Here is a 22,372-nt window from a genome sequence, read left to right as displayed (position 1 = left end):
TTTGCCGCCTAGCTAGAGCAGCAGGTTTAACCGCAGTGCTGCAACGCGCGGCGATTTCGGTCTTTGGTATGGGCGGCAATGGCCTCAAAATTTTGCAATAGCACTTCTTGGCCTCGGGCTGGCTTCGCACATTGGCTGCAGGCCAGCAAGGATTTCGCCTTTATTTCAACGCTGTCGAGTACTTCAAATTTACCTTCGCTGTATTGACGGCCAATATCCGACATATCCAAAGGTGGTGCGCCAATATACTCGATATTAATTTTGCCTTTACTCACCTTGTAATGGGCAAAACCGATACCGACAAATGCCTTTTCTGACCAGCTTTGTGTGCCGTCATCATCTAATAAACGAATCGACGCACCGCCAGTGCCCACCATCATTTGCACATAACCCAGCGGATTTGGCAGCCCCAAAAACATCGGCGCGGAACGCTGATAAATATGATCATGGCCAACAATAACGAGGTCTACGCCGTAGCGAAGAAATATATTCTCCTCCAAGGCCACCAAGGTGAAATTGGCCGGGCTGCGATCAAGCTGATCAGTCCATATAGTGAAATGCTGCATAACAATAATAAAATCTATTTCGCCGCGCAGACGACGCAGCGATGCATTGGCGAGATCGGCCTCAATATTCAACAGCTCTTCTGGCAGTGTACCGTCCCCGATTAAGGCGCCTGCCGTGGTCACCAAAAAGTGCACGCGATTAAAGTCGAAGGAATAAAATGTGCTGCCCGGATCACTAGGCCCAAACGAAGATGTTAACGGCTTGGGCGGATGGCTGAACCGATTTTTAAACGTATCGCCACCAAAGTCTTTTTCTTCATGGTTACCCGGCGCCGCCATAGTTAGACGACGCGCCAACAGCGGCTGCATTTGCTCAAACCACACATCCCATATTTCTTGATCGCCATTGGCATAGGACAAATCCCCCGCGAGCATCAGCAAATCAGCTGGTGTGCGCATCACTTCTTCCGTTACTAATTTCGGAAGTTCACCGATGCCGTGATCGCCAAAATGGATAAAGCTCCACTCATCACGCGGGCTCGGCATCACCACATAAACCGCTGACCAGCCTCCCTCGTCTGAGCCGACCCGGTAACGTAAAGGCCGATCAGGGTCGATACCCACGGCACTGGCTCGATGGGTAAAGCTCTCGATGCCGGTCGTTTGTGACGTACTCGCCTCAACACTATTTTCAAAGGCGTCGTCTTGAATCGAAAACTCATCCAGTCCCAGTTCAAACGACGAAAACTCCAACCACGAGACCGGCGCATCTTCACCGTCGGTAAACCAAGTGATGGTTCGCGAAGTGTGACTATCTCCCACCAAGCTACTGTGCAAGCCGCGCGGCATCATCGGCCCCGGCACTTCTGTATCCGGTATCGGTTCCGGCTCAGGGTTTGGCAAAGGAGTGGGATCCAGTTCATCTACCACAGCGCCATCAGCGCGACGACGAGTGCTGCTATTACAAGCGGTTAAAGCTATACCAGCAAGACTGCCCGTCACAAAACGCCGACGTGTTAACGGCCGCAAGGGAAATTGACGTGATTTTGGATCGCGAGGTAAAGACATAGAGAGCTCCGGAATTTATGCCCGCAGAGTCTATACGCACCCTATGAAGAAATGATGACACCGCTGAAATTGGCCAAAACTAAGAAGAATTGCCCTGAAAATACCCACACGTACTCATTAGCGCAGGCGAGTCAACAAAGCAAAGTATTTCCATAAGCTAACGCGCGACGATCCCACGTAGGCGCATCATCATTTTTATTATATAAATCGATGCGGTGGGCAGTAACCTTGCGAGTATGTCTTGCGCACGGCCGTCACTGATAAATATGCGGCCCACATTCTTTTGTACGCCACGTAGAATGATCTTTGCTGCATCGGCAGGCTGGGTTCCGCGCTGTAATTCTTCGTGAAATTGTTGGGTGCCGCTATTGTGGTGATCTGCATTGAGGGTGATATTGGTTGCTACCGCGCCGGGATGTACTGTGTGTAGCGTTACATTGCGGATGCCGCGAATATGGTGTTCAGCGCGCAGGCTATCGGTAAAGCCGCGCACCGCAAATTTGGTGGTGCAGTACGGCACAAGATACGGCAGCGCGAGAATACCTTGTGAGCTTGAGAGATTGACGATAGCCGCCTCTGGCCGAATCAGCAAATGCGGATAGCAACGTTGGGTAGTGTGAATGACACCCCAGTAATTGATGTTGGTAATTTTTTCAAAGTCTTGTTCGCTCGCTTCGCCAAAGGTCAGGTCACCCAAGGCAATACCGGCGTTGTTTATGAGCAGGTCAATGCAACTAAAGTGAGCGAGCACATTGTCGATGAAGGCCGTTATGGCTTGTTTATTACCCATATCGACGGTTTCACAGTAATAATCTGTACCTAACGCCGTTAATTTTTCTTCTGTGGCATTAAGCTTTGCGATATCGCAAAAGGCGATTTTAGCGCCTTGGCGCGCAAGCTCCATGACCAAGTGATGACCAATACCGTCGCCACCCCCGCCCGTCACGATGGCGACTTTGTCCTTGAATGTTTTCATGGCGGATCCCTTATGTCATTGCGGCTAGCGTTAACGATGCTTGGCGAGAAAGGCGAGCACGTCTTCAGCACTCTGGCGCGGCGCTTCTAACATGGGCATGTGGCCAAGCGCTGGGTACGTAATCAATTCGGCATTCGCAATGCCATTCTGCCACACCGTTGCGGAGCTAATATGCAGCAAGCGATCACGTTCGCCCCACAATACCAGTATCGGCACGTGTATTTCGGTCAGGCGCTGGTCCAAAAAATCGGTATTATGGAAGTCTTCAAATATACGGGTAAGTGACTCGCGACGAACCATATAGTCCTCGGCCATATAGTCTAAGATCATTCTTGGCAGCCAAGGCGGCTGAGCCATTGTCATGGCGTAGAAATCAATAAACTCCTCGCGACTGTGAATCTCAAAGGGGTTACGACCCGCCGCGAGCATTTTGGCCATGTCGCTCTTCTGCGGCGCAACGACACCCGCTGCATCAATTAGCACCGCACTCTGCACGCGGTCGGCGTAGAGCAAGGCTAACTGCCCAGCGATAAACCCCCCCATGGAATTACCTACTATGTGAGCGCGCTGAATACCCAATACATCCATGGCCTCAACGACGCGTTGCGCCTGGCTCACAGTGTCGTACTTAAGTGCGGGGTCGAAGATAGTTTCGCCGTGGCCGGGCAAGTCGAGAATTAAGACCCGATAGTTTTCGGTAAAGTGACTGGCAAAGCGCATCCATACGGTTTTTTCTGAGCTGTAACCATGGATCATCACCACGGTTTCTTTGGCGTCTTGTGGGCCGCCTTGCCAGCTCATCATCAGGCTATCGCTAATCTCAACTTCGGCGCGGTGCAAGCCATAGATACGTGTTTCAATACTGCTGGCCAAGTGCAGCACGTCACCGCCAATACGCGGGTATGTGACACCAGCCCAAACGGCAAAGCTGACGGCCAACGCGACAACGACGACAATTAGCGGCTTCTTCATCCTGCATTCCTTTCTTTGATCGGTGTAGCTGTAGCTGTAGGTGTAATCATTGGCTTAGTAGCAGCTGGCTGTAACGGATAGTCGCTACGATCAATCACGTCGCGCATATCCCACCAGATGATTTTATTGAGAAAACGCAGGGGCACAAAGTTTGCGCCGAACCAGGTTTTAAATGAATCTTTGCCATAGACAATTTTGGGCGTGCCACGGCGTATGCCGCGAATGACATAACGCACAATGGCCTCTGGCGGCGTTGACAGGTATTTATCCGAGAAGGCTTGATGCTGAGGCACATTGGCAATATTGGTGGCAATACCACCGGGATGCACAAGGTGTACGCTGATAGGGCTGTCGTGTAACTCAACCATTAACGCTTCAGTAAACCCGCGCACCGCGAATTTCGCCGCACTGTAATCACAGTTGTTTGGTGGTCCGATCAAACCAAAAATACTCGACACGTTCACCACCGCGCCCTCACCATTTTCAATTAACTGCGGTAAGAAAACTTGTGTACCGTGCACTACCCCGTAAAAGTTAATATTCATCACCCGCTCAATCGTCGCGAGCGGTGTTGCCCATACCGGCTTACCTTCACCAGACACGCCAGCGTTGTTAATAATGATATGGGCATTGCCGAGCTGAGTCTGTACGTCTGCCGCAAAACTTTCCATGGCAGCGCGATCCGAAACGTCGAAGCTTGCGCTGTAGACTTTGTTCGGACTACTGTCGTCGAGCAATGCCACTGTTTCAGCGAGTCCCTTGATGTCGTAATCGTTAAGTGCAAGCCGCGCGCCCAGTTTGGCAAACTCAACAGCATAAGCGCGGCCCATACCTGAGCCCGCACCGGTAATAACAACGATTTTATTATTAAAGTTTTTCATATTATCTGCCTCAGCTGAACAAATGGTGTTTCGCTTTAAAGCGATTTGCGAGCCGGCGGAAGGTAAAGCTGAAGCCAGGGAACATAGCAACTACATGGCCACTTTTACTCTTATACCAGCTAGTACAACCGCCGGACTTCCATACCGTTTTTTCCATTTCGGAGTGAACCATTTGGGTGTATTCATCTTCAGCCTCGGCGCTCACTTCTACCGCTTGCTTGCCCAGCTTATCGAGCTGCTGAACACTGTTGGTGATGTACTTCATTTGCGACTCAATGATAAAAATCGCCGAGGTGTGACCGATGCCGGTATTCGGCCCAGTGACAACGAAGAGGTTGGGAAAACCGGGGATCGTGGTACCAAGATAGGCCCGAGGATACTCACTCCAAACATCGGCCAAAGACTTATTGTCCCGACCAATCACCGGATAAGAGATCATGCCATCAGTGGCGTCGTAGCCGGTTGACCATACGATAAGGTCGACATCAAGCTGCTTACCTGTTGTGGTGAGAATACCGCTCTCGTTGATCTCCGCGATGCCATCTTGCTTGTCATGCAAGCTAACATTCTGCCGCGACAAAGCCGGATACAGGGTGCTAGATAGAATGACGCGCTTACAGCCGATGGTGAAATCGGGGGTTAATTTTTTACGCAACACTGGGTCCGGCACTTGTTTTTCAAGGGTCTTTAATGCGACTCGCCCAGCGACTAGGTCTAGCATAAGCTTGGAATACTTAAAGCCGATAACGCGGGTTTCAAGACTCCAGTAAATAGTCCAGCGCAAGAGCTTGTGCAGCAATTTAATACCTAAAAGCTTGCGCTGAAACGGCGAAAACTTGCGATCTGGCCGTGGCAATACCCAGTGCGGACTCCGCTGAAAAACATGCAATTCGGCAACATCGCCAGCAATAGCCGGAATAACCTGCGCGGCACTTGCGCCACTACCCACAATAGCCACTTTTTTACCACGGTAGTCATAGCTGTGATCCCAGCCGTTGGTATGAAAGCTCTTTCCTTTGAAGGTATCACGGCCGGGAAAATCCGGAATCACCGGCGTACTCAGCGGCCCAGAGGCATTAATTAGAATTTGCGCCTCAAATGTCCCCGCAGCGTCAGTCTCTACGACCCAGCGCTTGTCACCCTCATTCCAAAGCACCTGCTTCACGTTGGCGTTTAGCGTGGTCTTATCTCGCAAGCCGTGCTTATCAATCACCTCATTGGTGTATTGCTGCAGCTCATCGCGCTCAGCAAACATTTGGGACCAGGCATAGGGCTCTGAGGAGATTGAATACAGTGGCGACTGCACGTCTACTGCCGCGCCGGGATAGCTATTCTGGCACCAGGTTCCACCCATAAAATCACGGCGTTCAAGTAGGCGGATATCGGTGACGCCCTGCTCCTGCAGGCGAATTGCCGCGCACTGGCCGCCAAAACCGCTGCCGATAATAACAACCCGATAACACTGCTTTGTTTGCATGTGATTATTCTCCCCCTGAGGGCACTAGAAATTTTATATGTGATGACGCATAACATCACTTTACTTCTGATGACACTTGTCGTCAAATACTGAAATGCAAAAAAGTGAACAGAACAGAAAATCAGGACGAACCTACGGCGGTGAAAGTGCAGCGGAACGGCTGGCACGACAGCGTCGGACCTTTATGGACGCCGGATTAGAACTTTTTGGAACGGTGGGTTATCGAGCGACAACAGTTAGGATGCTGTGCAAGCAAGCGGGCTTAATCGATCGCTACTTCTACAAGACCTTTACTGATACCGAAGATCTTTTAGCCGCGGTCTATACCGAGTCACTAGACCAAATCCAAACAGAGGTCGTAACGGCGATAGAAACAATTACCAGCGAGCAAGCCACCGCGAAGCAAATCGAAGTCGGCCTTGAGGCATTTTTCAGTGCGTTCGAGAATTCACGGGTGGCCAGAGTGTGCTGGCTGGAGGTGCTTGGTGTCAGCCCACGCATCGACGCCCTGTACACCAGTCGCATACAACAATTTGCCGAGCTACTGCTACAACTTGGCAAATCGATTATGCCAAATTGGTCACTGGACGATGAAGAAACACGCATCACCGGCATCGCGTTGGTCGGCGCCATCAGCCAATCAGCACTGCAGTGGTTGCTAGACGATTACCGCTCACCGCGAGCAACACTGGTCAGTGCAAACGCGCGCTTAATCCGTGGGCTAATCAACACACTGCCTGACAAGAAACAGAATACTGACAATCCCTAATAATACTCAGGGCTTAAACCAAGTAGCTCGGTCGCACCGCGAGTTGCAGTATATGCTCTGACTTCCAAAGCGCCGCCCCATCGAATAATACTCGGCAAAAGCACCAAACTATGAATGCCCAGGTAAAAGCGTTTTGCCTTCGGCGTAATCTTGCGCAATTGCCTGATCCAACTTATTTAGCAAGGCTGCGCGAGACTTCAATTTGGTCCCCGCATGCGCCGGCATATTTAAACCAGACAAACGTAGGGCTTGCGCTTGTGCCTCGGCCATTAAGTTTTCTGCCGGTACGATTTTGTCGAGCAGGCCAGCAGCAACGGCCGTTGCGGGATCGTACATTTCGGCACTGATAACCGAACGGTCAAAAAATGGCTTATTTAAACGTGCACGTGACAGCGTTATGCCAACCTGATGCATGGTCATCCCAATTTGAACTTCGTTCAGGCCAAGCGTGAAAGGGCCGTCTATGCCAATACGGTAATCACAGGCCATGAGTGTGAAGCAGCCCTGTGCGATGGCATGCCCAGTACATACGCCAACAATGGGATAGGGAAATGCCAGCATTCGCCTACACAGCGACGACCCTGCATTTACCATTTCAACTGCTTCTACCGGATCACGCTGAATGGTTGATAAATCAAAACCCGCCGAAAAAATACCGTCCTTACCTACCAGCATAACCACTGCTTTGTCAGATTCAGCCTGATCTAAAGCGGCGCCAATTGCCAGAATGTGCGGCAATGACATGGCATTCACTTTGCCATTCTGCATGGTGATGGTCGCGATACCATCAGCTAAGGAATAATTTACTAAGTCGGCCATAACATCACTCTCGAAAATGTGGATAGTGAAAAGCCTCTGCAAACACAGAAAATCGGCGTTTTAGCGCCGATTTCGCGTATGGCAGAGCCATTTTCTTTAAACTAGGAAAATCATAGTATCACTGATGTTTTGCTCCCCCTAGTTCAGCTGTTTTATGGCGGCATTTAGAGCGACAATGCACCGCCACTTATTGCGATACACTGCCCCGTCATATAGGTGTTAGCTGGCGATAACAGCAGAATCATGGCGTTGGCAACTTCGTCCGGTTGGCCAAGACGCTTCATAACACAGCCTCGACTCAATACACTTTCTGCCGCATCCACACCCTTATGAACAGCAATAGACGACTCCGCCACCATAGGCGTAAGAGTGAAAAACGGACAGGCTGCGTTCACACGTATATTAGCAGGGCCAAGTTCCGCCGCTGCTGATTTTGTCAGGCCAACCACCGCGTGCTTAGCCGCGCCATATGCTGCGATACCCGGTGCTGCGCCGATACCCGCCATTGACGATAGATTAAGAATATTGCCGCTGCCCTGCCGCTTCATTTGCGCTATTTGGTGTTTCATACCGTATTGCACGCCATTGACGTTAACTTCCCACTGGCGCGTCCATACACTTTGTTCAATTTCTTCAAAGGGTATAAAGTCGTGACTGATGCCCGCATTGTTAACGGCGATGTCTAAGCGCCCATAGGTTTCTACCGCCGTCGCAACCAGGCGCTGGCAATCTTCTTCAAGCGCAACATTGCATAGCTGCGCAACGGCCTCAAAACCATCCCCGCGCAATTTTTCAGCGAGACTTTGAACGGCGCCTTCGTTCACATCACCTAATACTAGTTTTGCGCCACGCTGCGCCAAACCCTCGGCGATGAGTTTACCAAAGCCGCTCCCAGCACCCGTAATAAGTACGCTCTGATTCGTGAAATCCAGTAGTGAATCCATAGTCAAAATGCCTTTGCTTGATTAATTTTTAAAAAATAATTTCCATACGATCGGTGTTCGGCTTAAATCGTTAAACCGCCATCCACCACAATACATTCGCCGTTGGTATAACTACTGGCGTCACTGGCTAAATAGATAACCGTACCTGCCATTTCATTTGGCTCGGCATGACGGCCCATGGGAATTTTCGAGATCGCTTCGTTGTAGATGTCTTCGTGAGTGAATAAGGCACCGGCAAACTTGGTGTTGGTCAGCCCCGGCAAAATCGCATTACAACGAATGCCGAGATTTCCGCACTCTTTAGCAAAGGTCTTGGTCATATTAACCACCGCGGCCTTAGTGATTGAATAAATGCCTTGAGCCGGCCCTGGCTGTAATGCACTGACTGACGCGGTATTAATGATCACTCCGCCGCCCCGCGCCTTCATCAACTTGCCAGCCTCGACTGACATAAAGAAAAAGCCGCGAATATTTACATCTACGGTTTTCTCAAATGCCGCCAAATCGGTGTCCAATACATGGCCAAAGTAGGGATTGGCCGCCGCATTGTTCACTAGAATATCGAGTTTGCCATCGTGCGCATCTTTGAGATAAGCATAGATTTTCGTAATATCCTCTAACTTACCAACATTGCAGGCGAATGCTTCAGCCTTGCCGCCCGCGGCAATAATTTTTTGCGCGACCTCTTCGCAGTCCGCTAATTTACGGCTAGACACAATCACGTAGGCACCAGCCTCTGCCAAGGCCATCGCAATCGCTTCGCCAATACCGCGACTGGCACCACTTACCAACGCGGTTTTTCCCGTTAAGCTGAATAATTCTTTGTACATAATCTGTCCTGTCTCTAGGCAGTAATTTTAATACGAGGCCAAGAACTAGGCGCCGTCTTTTATAATTTGCATGCCACTGGCCGCCAAGGGCTGCACAAAGGCGCCTGCGGTTTGCGCCTGTTTGCTGGACGCATTACCCTGCGAGGCACGCTTCGCAACACCTTGAGCGATCGCCGCCAAGCGGAAGAAACTAAACGCAAGGTAAAACTCCCAGTTTACAATTGGATCAATACCGCGAATTTCGCAGTAGCGAGCCACCAATTCTTTCTCACTAGGGATACCAAGTGCAGCGGCATCGATACCCGCAAGCCCCTTCATGGCAAGACCTTGGCTCGGCATACGTAATTGCATGCAGTGATAGGCAAGATCCGCCAGTGGATGCCCTAGAGTAGACAATTCCCAATCAAGCACGGCGATAATTTCTTCACGCTCAGGATGAAACATCAGATTATCTAAGCGGAAATCGCCATGGGCGATACTCAGTGAACCATCGTCGGCAGGCACATGCGCACTGAGCCAAACGATCAATTCTTCCATCGCATCTATGGTGCCCATTTCACTAGCGCGGTATTGCGTTACCCAGCGATCAATCTGGCGCTGATAATAATTTCCAGGACGGCCGTAATCCTCTAGACCGACGTCAGCAGGATTCACCGAATGCAGAGTAGCCAATACCTCGACAACCTGAAAATGGATACGCGCACGCGCGGCGCTATCTGCTATCTCCGGCAGCGCCGAATCCCAAAATACTCGGCCTGGCAAATACTCCATGAGATAAAACATTGAACCGAGAACCTCGGTGTCTTCACAGAGATGAAATACCTTGGCAACCGGCACCGCACTGTCATTCAATGCGTTTAACACCCGGTACTCGCGATCTACCGCATGAGCCGACTTCAACAATTTGCCCGGAGGCTGGCGGCGTAATACATACTGCCCAGATGCCGCACTAATTTTAAAGGTGGGGTTAGATTGCCCACCCGGAAACTTTTCCGCCGTCGCTGGGCCTTTAAATCCCAGTACATGCTGTTCCAAATACGGCACTAATACATCTATATCGATACTGTCTACTTGTTGCATAACTGGCTCACCGTCATTCAATCGGGCTTGAAAATGTGTGCTACAACTCGCGCTATGGCCCCTAGCTGTCCAAGCGGCGGCGGGCCATATCACGACCGAGTTGCATCATGTGTACTTGGTCAGGGCCATCGGCTAAGCGCAAGGTACGCATCATTGCGTACATATTTGCTAAGAAGGTGTCTTGGCCAACGCCTGCCGCGCCGTGAATTTGAATTGCTCTGTCGATGACATCGAGTGCCATATTGGGGGCAACAATTTTGATCATGGCGATAATATCTTTAGCGCCTTTTGCACCCTCTTCATCGATTTTTTGAGCGGCTTTCAAGGTCATGAGACGTGCCTGCTCAATCTGACATGCCGATTTGGCGATATCCTCACGCACAGATTGCTTCTTGATCAGCGGCTCACCAAAGGCGACACGCTGATTAGCACGGTCAATCATCAATTCCAAGGCGCGCTGGGCAGCCCCAATCGAACGCATGCAGTGATGAATACGACCTGGCCCTAAGCGACCCTGGGCAACTTCAAAGCCGCGCCCCTCACCCAGTACGATATTGCTTACCGGCACACGCACATTTTCAAACGTCACTTCAGCGTGGCCTTCGGGTGCATCGTCGTAGCCAAAAACCTTCATCGGACGCACAATGGTCACGCCCGGCGTGGATTTTGGGACCAAGACCTGCGACTGCTGCAGATGGCGATTACTGTTAGTCGGGTCGGTTTTGCCCATAACAATGAGTATTTCGCATTGCTTACGGCAGGCACCAGAGATATAGAATTTACGGCCGTTGATGACATAATCGTCACCGTCGCGTTCAATGCGGGTTTCGATATTGGTGGCGTCGGACGAGGCAACTGCAGGTTCGGTCATCGCAAAGGCTGAACGCACTTCGCCTGCAAGCAGCGGCTCTAGCCACTGTTTCTTTTGCTCGTCATTACCGTATTTGGCAAGGACTTCCATATTACCGGTGTCTGGCGCGGCGCAGTTAAAGACCTCCGGCGCCCACATCACCTTGCCCATTTCCTCGGCCAATGGCGCGTATTCCAAATTGGTTAAACCCCCACTGTATTCACCGTAAGACACCGGCAAAAATAAATTCCACAAGCCCTGCTCCTTGGCCAGCGCCTTGAGTTCTTCCATCAGCGGCGGCGTACTCCAGCGCTCTAGTTCAACCTGCTCGTGCATCAAGGCTTCGTTGGGGTATACATGCTCGTTCATAAACGCACGCACTTGCTCCAATAAACCGATTACTTTTGTGCTGTATGTAAAATCCATGGTATCCACCTATCATGTGATGTGTCTGCCGGTCTACGCGACCGAACAGTGTGTTAAAACTGGCCGGAGCATCAAAAATAACTGATTAACTCACGGCGTTCGGACGTATCTAAATGCGGCACCGCATTAAAGCTACTCAAGCTAAACCCGCTACTATTAAAGTAGCAGTGACTGAGGCTAGCGTTACGTGTTTGTAAATTTAGTTTTACCATCATGCTCGGTGGCGACATCAGGATAAGTCGCAGCGCCATGGCAATTGCACCGCCGGAACTGATCACCAGTACCTTTTCGCGTGATGAATGACTTTGTAAGGCGTCTAATTGCCGAGTAAGACGCCCCTCGAATTCAGCCCAGCTTTCAGGTAGCTCGCCCTGAAGCTTACCCGCCGCCCAGTGCTCTAGGGCCTGTTTTAGCAAGCCGTATCGAGCCGATCTAGGGACATCATCTGCTAATCGAAAAGTGGGGTACTCAGTAAGGAATTGGCTAATCAAGCGATCGAAGTCGAACTCATCCCAATCAGCGGTGGTTTCTACCGCGAAAGACGGCTTACCAAAGCCCGCGAGCACGCCTTCGGCGGTTTCGCGATGACGGACCATTTGGCCAGTAATTATCCGGTCGAAGACCAAACCGCGTTCAGCAAAGTACTCGCCAAGCCAACGTGATTGTTGATGACCAAGGCTAGACAGCTGGTCATAGTTATCGCTCTCGATCGATGCTTGACCGTGACGGACAAGAAATAACTCTGCCATGAGGGAATTCTGCCGGTTGATAGTATTTATCTATCTTATGACAGTGCCACCACCACGAAAAATTCTAATTATTCATGGCCCACTATGAATCTGGCGCATGGCCGAGCAGCCGACACACCTAAGCGCCGATAGCTTGCCTAATCAGGCCCGCCCTGCTCGCTAATATTGCGTTGGAAGACCTCGGTAATGAAGTCTCTAAACCATAGGCTGGCCGGGTCGCTGTCTACATTCTGATGCCAGTATAGAAAGAGGCTCAATGACGGCACTTCAATCGGGAATGGCAAGACCACTAATTTGGCATCGCGCACGGCCTCATGCGCATAGGCATAGCCAGCCGACACAACGAGATCAGAAGTAGCAACCACCGAAAGTGCCGCGTTTATATTTTGGCAACGAACTCGGATATTTCGCTCATGGCCAAGCCGATTTAACTCGATATCCTCAATACCCCGGCCCGCACGACGCCCACTTACCTGAATATGCTCCAAACTAAGAAATCTTTGCAAGTCTAAGCTCGCACTCTGGGCCAAAACAGGGTGGCCCTTTCGGGCAACCACAACTAAGTCATCGTCCTGCAGCTTGCTATGACGCACACTGCCCGACAACGGTTGTAAAACGTCAATCGCGACATCAAAAACACCGGATTTAAGGTCTGCTTCAAGGTTGCCACGGTCTAAACGCACGGTCGAAATGCGGATCTGTGGGGCGATTTCTAAAAGGCTAGTAACAATAACGGGCAGCACCACCGACTCTACCGGCTCACGCACGCCAATGGTAAAACTACGTTCAGAAAGGGCCGGATCAAAGGAGGAAAAATCGTTCAAGGTTTGCTTTAGATTGCTGAGCAGCGGCTGTACTCGTTGGTATAAATTGCGCGCAATAGGCGTAGGTTGCATGACCTGGCCACTGCGAACAAATAAAGGATCGTCAAACGCTTCACGAAGGCGCGATAAGGAATGACTCACTGCCGACTGGCTTAGGTGCAACTTCTTGCCTGCGGGTGTAATGCCGCCCTCGCTAAAGATCGTACTAAACACCACCAGCAAGTTGAGATCTATGCGCTCAATATCCATTATTCCCTACTTCTAAACTCATTACCGCGACAGTATACGACACACACCTCCGTGTTGCCTTTTCCAAGCATCCTATACCTACAACTAAAAAGCCCCCAAAAAGGGGGCAAGGTATCAGCTGTAAAAATGCAAACAGCCAGTGAACTTAGCTGCTCAAATGGCCTAGTCGCGCAGCTCCCGACGCAATATTTTGCCAACATTCGACTTAGGTAGGTCCGCTCTAAACTCTATTTTGCGTGGTAATTTGTAGGCCGCCAGACGTGACCGACAAAAATCGAGAAGCGCCTTTTCGTCAGTGCTTTGATCTGCCACAACAACAAAGGCTTTAACGGCCTCCCCGGTCTTGTCACTCGCTTCACCGACTACCGCACACTCGACAACGTGTGGATGCTCATAAAGCACTCCCTCAACTTCGTTGGGATACACATTGAAACCAGAAACAAGAATCATATCTTTCAGGCGGTCAACGATACGAACAAAACCATCGTCTTGAATAATCGCAACATCACCTGTGCTAAACCAGCCGTCGGGGGTAATGCTACTTTCAGTGGCCTCTGGGTTATTCCAGTAGCCAACCATGACTTGCGGCCCTTTGAGCTGGAGCTCGCCTTCTTGCCCCGGTGCCAAGATCGTGCCGTCAGTAGCAATTACTCTGACATCACAGCCTACTGTCGCCTGACCAACCGTTCCGATCTGTCGTCCATCGCCACGGCCATTACAGCAGGCCACTGCAGCTGTCTCTGACAGGCCATAACCCTCGTATATTTGGCTACCAGTTAAACGCTCCCAACGCTCACCCACTTCATGTACCAGTGCTGTACCCCCAGAGATAACACCACACAACGCCGAGAAATCGATATCACCAAATTCAGAGTGATCCATCAGCGAGGTAAATAAGGTGTTCACGCCAGAAAAGGCAGTAATAGGAAATTGCTTGAACGCCGAGATAATTGAGGCGGTGTTGCGCGGGTCAGGAATTAGAACCGACAGGCGCCCATCGAGCACGCCACTCACCACATTTACGTTAAAGCCAAATATATGATAAAGCGGCATTGCGCCTATCAGTACCGGCCGCTCAACATCCGGAAACAAATTCATCCAAATTGCCGCTGACTGCCTACCTGCAGCATAAACATTGCCCTGGGTGAGCATTGCGCCCTTGGAAAACCCCGTGGTACCACCGGTGTACTGTAGTATCGCAAGGTCATCCATTGTGCAATTACTGCTATCCAATGCGGTTTGCTCATCTGCCGATGTCACCGCATCAAATGCATGTAATGAGGCTAGCTTTGAAACCGCCAATTCAGCCGTATCGATCGGCCCCGCCAGCGAGACCACAACAAGGGCTTTGACATTTGTATCGGTAATGACTTTCTCGATCATCGGTAGCAAGTCACTTAAGGTCACCACCACGCGGGCGCCGGAATCTTTAAACTGGTGCCGTAATTCACGCTCGGTATACATCGGGTTGGTGTTCACCAACACCATACCCGCGCGCATTACCCCCCACGCTGCAATCGGGTATTGCAGTATATTAGGTAACTGCACCGCGACCCGGTCTCCGGCGCTCAGCTTCAGCTCCTCTTGCAGAAAACGCGCAAACGCCCGACTCCGAAGGTCTAGGTCCTTAAAACTTAAGTCCTGCCCCATACAAGAAAACGCAACGCGATCAGCATTGGCCGCACAGGACTCATCAAAGGCCTGTATTAGATTTCGGTGACCTAAGGGATTGAGTGCATTCAATCTGTTTATTATATCCATATCTATACCGACTCCGGTGCTAGGCGAACATTGAATCTACATCGCGAGGCTCCTTCTAGGCAAATTTAGTTGGCCATACAATGCGTATCTTACGAAACCGCCCGGTTGTCCAACGTAGTCAAAACATCACATCGCCTCCGTGATACATACACGCAGCAGAAAGTGAGGACTATTTGCACAACACCAATCTAAAGACTGGTTATCTCTAAGTGATCACGTGCTTAAATCGCATGATAAAAAATAATATAGACATAAATATGATATTAAGAAATCACATCATCGCTGCCTGCAGTGTATCCATTTTTATACTTTGCTTTATTGCAGGTTGGTGGGTGATCGCTGGCTTAGTACCGCCGCTCTCCCCGTCTGCTAGCGCAGAGCAAGTGGCCGCTTTCTATCAGCAAAACCAACTCCGAATACAGTTAGGGCTCGCGCTGGCGATGTCTTCTGTAGCCTATATCATTCCCATGGCTAGCGCGCTCGGTTACCAAATTCGGCGGATTGAAGGCGGTAAGCCAATGCTTGCGAATGCCCAACTTGCCTGCGCGACAGTGACCGTAGCTGTGGTAACTGTAGCGCTAATCATCTGGTCGGTGGCCGCCTACCGCCCCGACAGACCCATTGAAATCACCTATTTGCTCAATGATTTAGCATGGATTGGCTTTACAATGCCGGTATCCGGCATCGTGGTATGGATGCTTTGTGTTGGCGTGGGGATACTCTCTGACAAATCAGCTGAGCCGATATTTCCGCGATGGGCAGGTTTTCTCAGCCTATTTTGCGCGACGTTAACACTACCAGGATTCCCCGTTGTCATTTTTCAAAATGGACCATTTGCCTGGAATGGACTTTTCGCATTCTGGATAGCGCTGACCGCCGCGATCGTATGGATGATTATCATGTCCGTTCTAACAATTCGCGCAGCGATCAATGAAAGCAAGTCCAACGCATTGGTACAGAATTAAGAAGATAAACTCACTAACGTTGATTAATTTACGGAGAATAATATGGGATTAGGTGGAATTGGAATTTGGCAGCTGGTTATTGTACTTGCCATTGTCGCACTGGTATTTGGCACTAAACGGCTAAAAGGAATGGGCGGCGACCTCGGCGGTGCTATCAAAGGCTTCAAAGATAGCCTCCAAGACGATAGCAAAAAAGACAGCGCATCATTATTTCATGAAAGCGCTAAGGCCGACATAAACGAAAGTCCAGCGACGAACAACAAGTAAACCCTTGCACTCAAAGTGGCGCCTGACGATAAATATCTCGTCACTGGTATTCGGCAGCACATGAAACTGCGGTATTGGCGCCACTGCAGCGTATTCAGCTGTATTGATGAGTTTGCACACTCAGTATCGCGACGTCTAATCATTGTCAAAAACGCGCATAGTTCAAGATCGGCGCGTTGTTCAGGCTTCACCATAAACGTTTGGATAGTTTATGTACAACGAGCCTGAGAGCCTGCTAATTCCAACTACCTACTCGCGTATTATTGCGCGAGTCCTCGGCTTATACGAAAGAGATCTAGGCCGCTTACTACGGGGCACTCAGCTTCCGAATTCAATATTATTGCCTGGCGACGACACGCATATTAATGTCCAGCAACAGATCAGTATTGTTGAAAACGCCCAGGACATTATTGGCGATAGGCAATTCGGTTTGAAATTTGGCAGTCAGCTGCTCCCATCAACCCACGGCGCGCTAGGTTATTTGATCCTAAGCAGCCCAGACCTAAAGACAGCATTAGATTCATTTATTGACTACCTTCCTTTCAGAATTCCATTCATTCGGGTGAGCATCTCATCCGATTCAGAATACATGATTTGTACACTTGAATTGCTTATTAGGCCCTCAGAGCGAGTTACTAGCATTCTCCATGAGTGTTTCTCCTTAATAATACAGGCCGTAGTAGAGTCCGTTTTAGGCCGGCCATTATTGACCGGTCTAGCCACCTTCACTCACCCAACGCCCAGCTACCATGAACACTATCGCGAGTATATTCATTCACCGACGCTGTTCGGACAAGTCTCAACCTCATACCAAATACCCCTAGTATTAGCTAATGCAGTAAATGCCTCGGTCGACCCAGACTCTTACGCCTTGGCAAAAAAACAATGTCATAAGCTACTGCGCAATCTCCCAGTTAACAGAATATCGACGGCAGATCAGGTCCGGCGTTTAATTCTGTCTACACCGATGGGCACGCTAAAAGAAGACGACGTTGCGAAAGCGCTATTCACCTCTAAGCGTACCCTTAGCAGAAGACTCGCGCGCGAAGGCTCCAGCTACCGAGCGATCACAGAAAAAGTTCTTTCGGAACTCGCTATTCGTCATTTGGCGGAGAAGGGGCTATCAATAGATAAAATCGCGCTAATGCTCGGCTATTCGGACGCGGCGGCATTTCGTAAGGCCTTCCATCGCTGGTACGAAAAAAGCCCGTCGGAGTACCGTTTATGTCAGAGTGAATAGGAATAGATGTAGGTAACGAGACATAACTCGCAGCTAGCGAAACTCGCTACGAGTCATGCTAAACAAGCGCTAAGGTGCTGCTCGGAATGATCGAATGGCGATTGTCGCCACCAGCCAGATTACGATGCCAATACCAATAATAAACAAAAAGAAGGCAATATCGCTAATCAGGCCCGACTCTTTGGTAAATGCCAAGCCCCGTGATTCAGGAAACAATGGATCTAATACCGATGCTATTGCGATTGTCCAACCTACGATGACAGAACCGACCGCCAGCCGATATGTGCCCGCAATATAATTAGACAATATTGGCATAACAGCAGCCAGTATCCACATCATCAGGCCATTGAGAATACCTTCAATATGCGCCATTCGCCATGCATCGTAAGTTCCGGGCATTTGATATTCAATTGCGCCAAACGGCCAGAGTTCGATTTTCCCCAACAGAAAAAACAAAAAACCGAATCCTACAAGAAAGCCAAAAAGCAGTACAAGCGCACCGTGGCCAAGCAATAATCGCTGTGATTTCTCTAACTTGCTAATCATTATTATTCCTCTCTACATATCTTATAATTTTTATGAAAAACCTGGGGTAAGATTCTTGGTATCTATCTGTTCAAGCGTATGTCCCTCTTTCTGATACAGATCAAGCCATTCGTTGCACCACTGCGGATCAGGACGCTTAGATGGGTGATGGTTAGGGAGACAAGCTTCAAAAAAGGAAGGGAGAACATTTTTATGGAAACGAAGTATAATTTTCATCAAACGCCACCGCGACGCCAAGTTACTCCACAAACTATCTCGCTCCAGCATTAATTTGTAGGCAATTCGGCTGTACTTCAAAACATGAAATGTCGCGTACAGCACCCCATATATGCGATAAAAATAGTCTCCATAAACATAGTTGTAGGCGTCTATCGCGACATTCTTATGCTCAATCTCTTCAACAAAATGCCAGAGTATTAGTGATGCGACTTTGGTATCGGAATCGCCGAACAAATATTCGCGATCACGAATGAGCCAATGACCAACACCTAAAGCCATAGATTCAAAGCCAGCAGCGTATGCAAGATTGAACTTCAATGAGCGATTTTCTTCCATATTCTTATAATCTTCACTCAATCTCCTTTCCACCTCGGGTAGCTCTACGTAACCGTTAGCAATTAAGGTGTCATTAAACTTTCTGTGCTGCTGATAGTGCTGTGCCTCCTGCCCCATATACAGCTTTACATCAGCCTTTAACGTTTCCGAGTCGATTAACTCACTTGCTTTTCGCAAAGTGCGAATGAGGTAGGGTTCAAGAAAGGGCATTGCCAGCGATGCGCCATTGGCCATGTGACTCCATTCGGGCAGCCTAGGATTCCAATGCGGATCAATTTCGTCAGGAAACTCGAAGGGCATTCTACGTATCTGCATTTCTCTTGCGGACTCGCCCACAGCAGTCTTCGATGAAGAAAAATCTTTATTCATAGGGTTATCTCCTGATTTACCTAGAAATTATTTTTTTATTTATGAATAGGAATATTACTCCGCTTAGCATTCTACAAAGGGGTTATAAGTTGCCATCAAGGGGTTATATATGGCCATTATTCTCTGTCTAATATAAAATATATTTATACTATAAAAATATTTTAATAATATATTTTTTGTGAAACACGATATCCCGAAAATTTAGGAGCTACAATTTATGCAGTACGTCAACAAAAATTAACTAGAGACGTATGAGGAGACAGGGCACATTTAGAGGATAAACAATTAAATTTAAAGGGAATAATTTTCTTATTTTGGTACTGGTATGGTCCACCCTATACTTCAAAAGAAAGATTACTAACACTAGCTATAATGTAGCTTCACAACCAATCCGAAACCAATCTAAAGACGGCGCGATGATACAAAATAACTTTAAGTCGCGCCTTCCGTTCTCATCTAATACGTTCAGCATTAATCAATAACACCAGCACTTTCAACCCACTTATTGAGCAGTGCTGCCGTTTCTTCCGACCGCATTGTCATGAATAAATGTCCGCCGCCGTGCATCACATGCAATTTTGCATTGGGTATCAACTTGGCGAGTAAGTGAGCATTGCCAATATGGATCAAAGGGTCATCGTCTCCGCAAATGACCAAAGCCGGACAACGCAAGCGATGCAGCCAAGGCAGGCTGCTAAACCCCCACATAGCAAGCAATTGCTGAATGTATGCTAGGCCAGTAGGTGGCATAATAAAGCGCGCGTGTTCCACCGCCTTGTGTGGTGAGTTGAGCAATTCACCACCGTAAATTGCGCTCGCATTTTTCGCCATATAGCCACGCGACAAATATCGCTGAGGTGTGGCCATGCGACGAATGGCACTGATCCTGCCAGGAAGCATAATAATCCCAGGGCTAGTGGCCATCAGTATCAGGTGGCTAACGCGTTTGTGTTGGTGCCTTGCTATTTGCTGTGCCAGACCGCCGCCCCAAGACACACCCGCCACGGCAAATCGACCGGTATAGCCTGCGTGATCTAAAACCTCCATAGCAAATCGACTGTAGCGCCGTAGGCTCGGCCAAAACAATGTCGATTCAGATCCGCCAGTGCCAGGCAGATCGAGTACAACAACTGGACGCTTGAGATATTTCAATAGTGGTAGCATCAACTCCAGATTGGCACCAATACCATTGCACAATAATAATGGTTCACCGACCCCAGCTTTAACAGCATAACGAATACGGGCACACCCTATTTGTGCGTGCCGGATGTCGATATTGGCTGCCTGTTGCGCCTCCAACAGTCTCGCGCGGCGGGATGGCGAAACCCGCAATAACCCCGGTTGCTCAACCATGAATATAGGTTCCCGGTGCTGCGTCTAGTGCAGGATAGGCTGCATTGCCCACATTGATATCGACAGCCTTTTTGCGCCCAGAGCGTTTGCCCAACCATGCATGCCAGTGAGGCCACCAACTGCCGTCGACGTGCTCCGCCCCGGCTTTCCAAGCGTCAGCGTCTGGGACAGTTTCACCGCCCGTCCAGAATTCGGCCTTTTTCTTGCCAGGAGGATTAAGAATACTCTGGATATGTCCACTGTTCGAAAGCACAAAGGTGCTATCGCCGCCCAATAACTGCGTACTTCGGTAGCAGGCTTTCCATGGCGTGATGTGATCGGTGGTGCCAGACAGTATATAGTTATCACAAGTGACTTTAGTCAGGTCAACAGGTACACCTTGGAGCCGCAATGCGCCTGGCTGCGTCAATGCGTTATTTTTATAAATATCCAGAAACTGGCCGTGCAGACACGCAGGCAAACGAGTGCTGTCACCGTTCCAGTACAGCACGTCGAAGGCCGGCGGCGGGTTGCCCAGCAAAATATTATTGACCCAGTAATTCCAAATCAGATCATTAGGCCGCAACCAAGCGAAGGCGCTGGCCATATCCTTGCCGTCGAGCACCCCTTTGCGCTTCGACAGGCGTTTTGCAGCCTTAAAAACGCGGGGGCTGGCGAACAAACCGAGACCGGTATCACCCAGCGCACCAGTGTCCAACACATTCACCAATAAGCTCATGCTGTTAACGCGGGTATCACCCACTGCGAGTCGTGCTGCCGCAAATGAAGCCAAGGTGATGCCTCCTGCGCAGGCACCCAAAAGATTGACCTTAGTCTGGCTGGTTATATTACACGCTACTGACACCGCTAGCTCGATACCTGCCGAGTATTCAGACAGCCCCCAATGCGCGTGCTCTGGTCCTGGATTGCGCCAACTCACAACAAACACCTGGAACCCCGCATCCAACAACCCTCGCACCAAACTCTTCTCGGCACTAAGATCGAATACGTAATACTTATTAATCTGCGGGGGCACAATCATCATTGGAATCGCATGAGCTTTTTCCTGAGTCGGATGGTACTGGATGAGTTCCAGTACTTCCGTGCGTGCCACTACCGCACCGGGCGTGTTCGCAACATTTTCGCCAATTTTAAAGCGAGTGGTATCTACCTGTGCGGGTAAGCCGCGATTGTCGCGCAGATCTTTCATAAAATTGCGCAGTCCCGCCCTTGCGCTTGCGCCCCGCGTTTCCTTCATTTTACGTAGCGCAGTCGGCTGAAAAGGAAAGTTTGATGGTGCGATCGCATCGTTGATCAGGCTGGTCAAAAACTCCAACCTAGCTCGCGCAAACTGACTAATTTCGGGTTGCTCCTCAACCCAACGGTTTACCCCATTTACCCAGGCAAGATAAGCTTGCAACCATTGACGATACGCTTTGTTTTCCATCCACTCAGGGTCGGCGAAACGGGCATCGCGATCGGCTGGAGCAAGCTCTGAGTCGTCTTTAAATACCTTTACCCATTCATTGACAATACTCTTAGCGACCGTACCAGTCAGGCGCGGCTGGCGCAATGCAATACTAACTGCCCGTGCAGTTTCACGGGCAACGTCAGTGGCACGAAACCCCACAATGGGATTGGGGCCGAGTATGACATCAGCACTATTGATACTGTCCTTATCAGACGATTGATCCACGAGGAGTCTCCTTTGCTTGGTTTACGCCGAATATCACTACAGAGTCATCGGCGATGAGTGCCACTTCCTTTTTGTTCTCAATTTCTAGTACATTTTTGGTCAGAATAAGCACCAGACCCTTGCCATTGCCCTTCTATTCACGGTTTCACCCTGGCGCGAATCACTTGGACTGCAAGCACAGGGATATAAATTTGACATTACTACCATCTGCATTGACGGCC

The 22,372-nt window shown here is 49.7% G+C and carries 21 protein-coding genes; 4 read left to right on the top strand and 17 right to left on the bottom strand.

Features of this window, described 5'->3' with window-relative positions; all coding sequences use genetic code 11:
- Positions 1 to 26 precede the first annotated feature (26 nt).
- The 5 genes from ABD836_RS09845 to ABD836_RS09825 all read right to left on the bottom strand — a co-directional run bounded on the left by ABD836_RS09845 (position 27) and on the right by ABD836_RS09825 (position 5,880).
- Positions 27 to 1,574 carry a purple acid phosphatase family protein gene (locus ABD836_RS09845; RefSeq protein WP_344935220.1) on the bottom strand — a complete coding sequence of 516 codons (1,548 nt, stop codon included), beginning with the start codon at positions 1,572 to 1,574 and terminating at the stop codon, positions 27 to 29.
- A 157-nt stretch (positions 1,575 to 1,731) separates the two neighbouring features.
- Positions 1,732 to 2,550: an SDR family NAD(P)-dependent oxidoreductase gene (locus ABD836_RS09840; protein ID WP_344935217.1), complete on the bottom strand. Its 819-nt coding sequence runs from the start codon at positions 2,548 to 2,550 to the stop codon at positions 1,732 to 1,734.
- A 30-nt stretch (positions 2,551 to 2,580) separates the two neighbouring features.
- Entirely contained in the window at positions 2,581 to 3,522 is a 942-nt protein-coding gene (locus tag ABD836_RS09835; RefSeq protein WP_344935215.1) for an alpha/beta fold hydrolase, read from the bottom strand.
- The gene (locus tag ABD836_RS09830) at positions 3,519 to 4,403 is read right to left on the bottom strand and encodes an SDR family NAD(P)-dependent oxidoreductase (protein ID WP_344935213.1); all 885 of its coding nucleotides are present in this window, start codon (positions 4,401 to 4,403) and stop codon (positions 3,519 to 3,521) included. The genes ABD836_RS09835 and ABD836_RS09830 overlap by 4 nt, the downstream gene beginning before the upstream one ends.
- A 10-nt stretch (positions 4,404 to 4,413) precedes the next feature.
- The gene (locus ABD836_RS09825; RefSeq protein WP_344935211.1) at positions 4,414 to 5,880 is read right to left on the bottom strand and encodes a flavin-containing monooxygenase; all 1,467 of its coding nucleotides are present in this window, start codon (positions 5,878 to 5,880) and stop codon (positions 4,414 to 4,416) included.
- 94 nt (positions 5,881 to 5,974) lie between these two features.
- On the opposite strand from ABD836_RS09825, the gene ABD836_RS09820 reads away from it, so the two are divergent.
- Positions 5,975 to 6,649, top strand: coding sequence for a TetR/AcrR family transcriptional regulator (locus tag ABD836_RS09820; protein WP_344935209.1), 675 nt, complete (start codon positions 5,975 to 5,977; stop codon positions 6,647 to 6,649).
- 108 nt (positions 6,650 to 6,757) lie between these two features.
- Here the strand turns inward: ABD836_RS09820 and ABD836_RS09815 are convergent, their stop codons facing one another.
- The 8 genes from ABD836_RS09815 to ABD836_RS09780 form a co-directional block, all read right to left on the bottom strand.
- Positions 6,758 to 7,468 carry a crotonase/enoyl-CoA hydratase family protein gene (locus tag ABD836_RS09815; protein WP_344935207.1) on the bottom strand — a complete coding sequence of 237 codons (711 nt, stop codon included), beginning with the start codon at positions 7,466 to 7,468 and terminating at the stop codon, positions 6,758 to 6,760.
- A gap of 164 nt (positions 7,469 to 7,632) precedes the next feature.
- Positions 7,633 to 8,412: an SDR family NAD(P)-dependent oxidoreductase gene (locus ABD836_RS09810; RefSeq protein WP_344935204.1), complete on the bottom strand. Its 780-nt coding sequence runs from the start codon at positions 8,410 to 8,412 to the stop codon at positions 7,633 to 7,635.
- A gap of 62 nt (positions 8,413 to 8,474) precedes the next feature.
- Complete coding sequence (locus ABD836_RS09805) at positions 8,475 to 9,242, bottom strand: SDR family oxidoreductase (RefSeq protein WP_344935201.1); 768 nt, start codon at positions 9,240 to 9,242, stop codon at positions 8,475 to 8,477.
- Positions 9,243 to 9,287: 45 nt separating this feature from the next.
- Positions 9,288 to 10,322: a phosphotransferase family protein gene (locus ABD836_RS09800; RefSeq protein ID WP_344935199.1), complete on the bottom strand. Its 1,035-nt coding sequence runs from the start codon at positions 10,320 to 10,322 to the stop codon at positions 9,288 to 9,290.
- A 61-nt stretch (positions 10,323 to 10,383) separates the two neighbouring features.
- Entirely contained in the window at positions 10,384 to 11,598 is a 1,215-nt protein-coding gene (locus ABD836_RS09795; protein ID WP_344935197.1) for an acyl-CoA dehydrogenase family protein, read from the bottom strand.
- Between the two features lie 71 nt (positions 11,599 to 11,669).
- Positions 11,670 to 12,347: a histidine phosphatase family protein gene (locus ABD836_RS09790; RefSeq protein ID WP_344935195.1), complete on the bottom strand. Its 678-nt coding sequence runs from the start codon at positions 12,345 to 12,347 to the stop codon at positions 11,670 to 11,672.
- Between the two features lie 137 nt (positions 12,348 to 12,484).
- A complete protein-coding gene (locus ABD836_RS09785) occupies positions 12,485 to 13,420 on the bottom strand; it encodes a LysR family transcriptional regulator (RefSeq protein WP_344935193.1) in 936 nt (311 codons plus the stop codon).
- A gap of 162 nt (positions 13,421 to 13,582) precedes the next feature.
- Positions 13,583 to 15,181, bottom strand: a complete 1,599-nt coding sequence (locus tag ABD836_RS09780; RefSeq protein WP_344935191.1) for an AMP-binding protein — start codon at positions 15,179 to 15,181, stop codon at positions 13,583 to 13,585.
- A 257-nt stretch (positions 15,182 to 15,438) separates the two neighbouring features.
- On the opposite strand from ABD836_RS09780, the gene ABD836_RS09775 reads away from it, so the two are divergent.
- The 3 genes from ABD836_RS09775 to ABD836_RS09765 all read left to right on the top strand — a co-directional run bounded on the left by ABD836_RS09775 (position 15,439) and on the right by ABD836_RS09765 (position 17,653).
- Entirely contained in the window at positions 15,439 to 16,146 is a 708-nt protein-coding gene (locus ABD836_RS09775) for a hypothetical protein (protein ID WP_344935189.1), read from the top strand.
- Between the two features lie 42 nt (positions 16,147 to 16,188).
- On the top strand, positions 16,189 to 16,413 hold the full coding sequence (locus ABD836_RS09770) for a Sec-independent protein translocase subunit TatA (protein WP_344935187.1): 225 nt from the start codon (positions 16,189 to 16,191) through the stop codon (positions 16,411 to 16,413).
- A 211-nt stretch (positions 16,414 to 16,624) separates the two neighbouring features.
- Positions 16,625 to 17,653: an AraC family transcriptional regulator gene (locus ABD836_RS09765; RefSeq protein WP_344935185.1), complete on the top strand. Its 1,029-nt coding sequence runs from the start codon at positions 16,625 to 16,627 to the stop codon at positions 17,651 to 17,653.
- A gap of 69 nt (positions 17,654 to 17,722) precedes the next feature.
- Here the strand turns inward: ABD836_RS09765 and ABD836_RS09760 are convergent, their stop codons facing one another.
- The 4 genes from ABD836_RS09760 to ABD836_RS09745 form a co-directional block, all read right to left on the bottom strand.
- Entirely contained in the window at positions 17,723 to 18,199 is a 477-nt protein-coding gene (locus tag ABD836_RS09760) for a styrene oxide isomerase (RefSeq protein ID WP_344935182.1), read from the bottom strand.
- Between the two features lie 30 nt (positions 18,200 to 18,229).
- A complete protein-coding gene (locus ABD836_RS09755) occupies positions 18,230 to 19,123 on the bottom strand; it encodes a metal-dependent hydrolase (protein WP_344935180.1) in 894 nt (297 codons plus the stop codon).
- A gap of 471 nt (positions 19,124 to 19,594) precedes the next feature.
- Positions 19,595 to 20,476, bottom strand: a complete 882-nt coding sequence (locus ABD836_RS09750; protein WP_344935177.1) for an alpha/beta fold hydrolase — start codon at positions 20,474 to 20,476, stop codon at positions 19,595 to 19,597.
- Positions 20,469 to 22,151: an alpha/beta fold hydrolase gene (locus ABD836_RS09745; protein ID WP_344935175.1), complete on the bottom strand. Its 1,683-nt coding sequence runs from the start codon at positions 22,149 to 22,151 to the stop codon at positions 20,469 to 20,471. Before ABD836_RS09745 ends, ABD836_RS09750 begins: the two co-directional genes overlap by 8 nt.
- Positions 22,152 to 22,372 lie beyond the last annotated feature (221 nt).

Source organism: Zhongshania borealis (assembly GCF_039539625.1).
In the GTDB taxonomy this organism is placed as follows: Bacteria; Pseudomonadota; Gammaproteobacteria; order Pseudomonadales; family Spongiibacteraceae; genus Spongiibacter; species Spongiibacter borealis.
The sequence above is the reverse complement of the archived record's forward strand: the minus strand, read 5'-3'. Positions and strand labels throughout refer to the sequence as shown.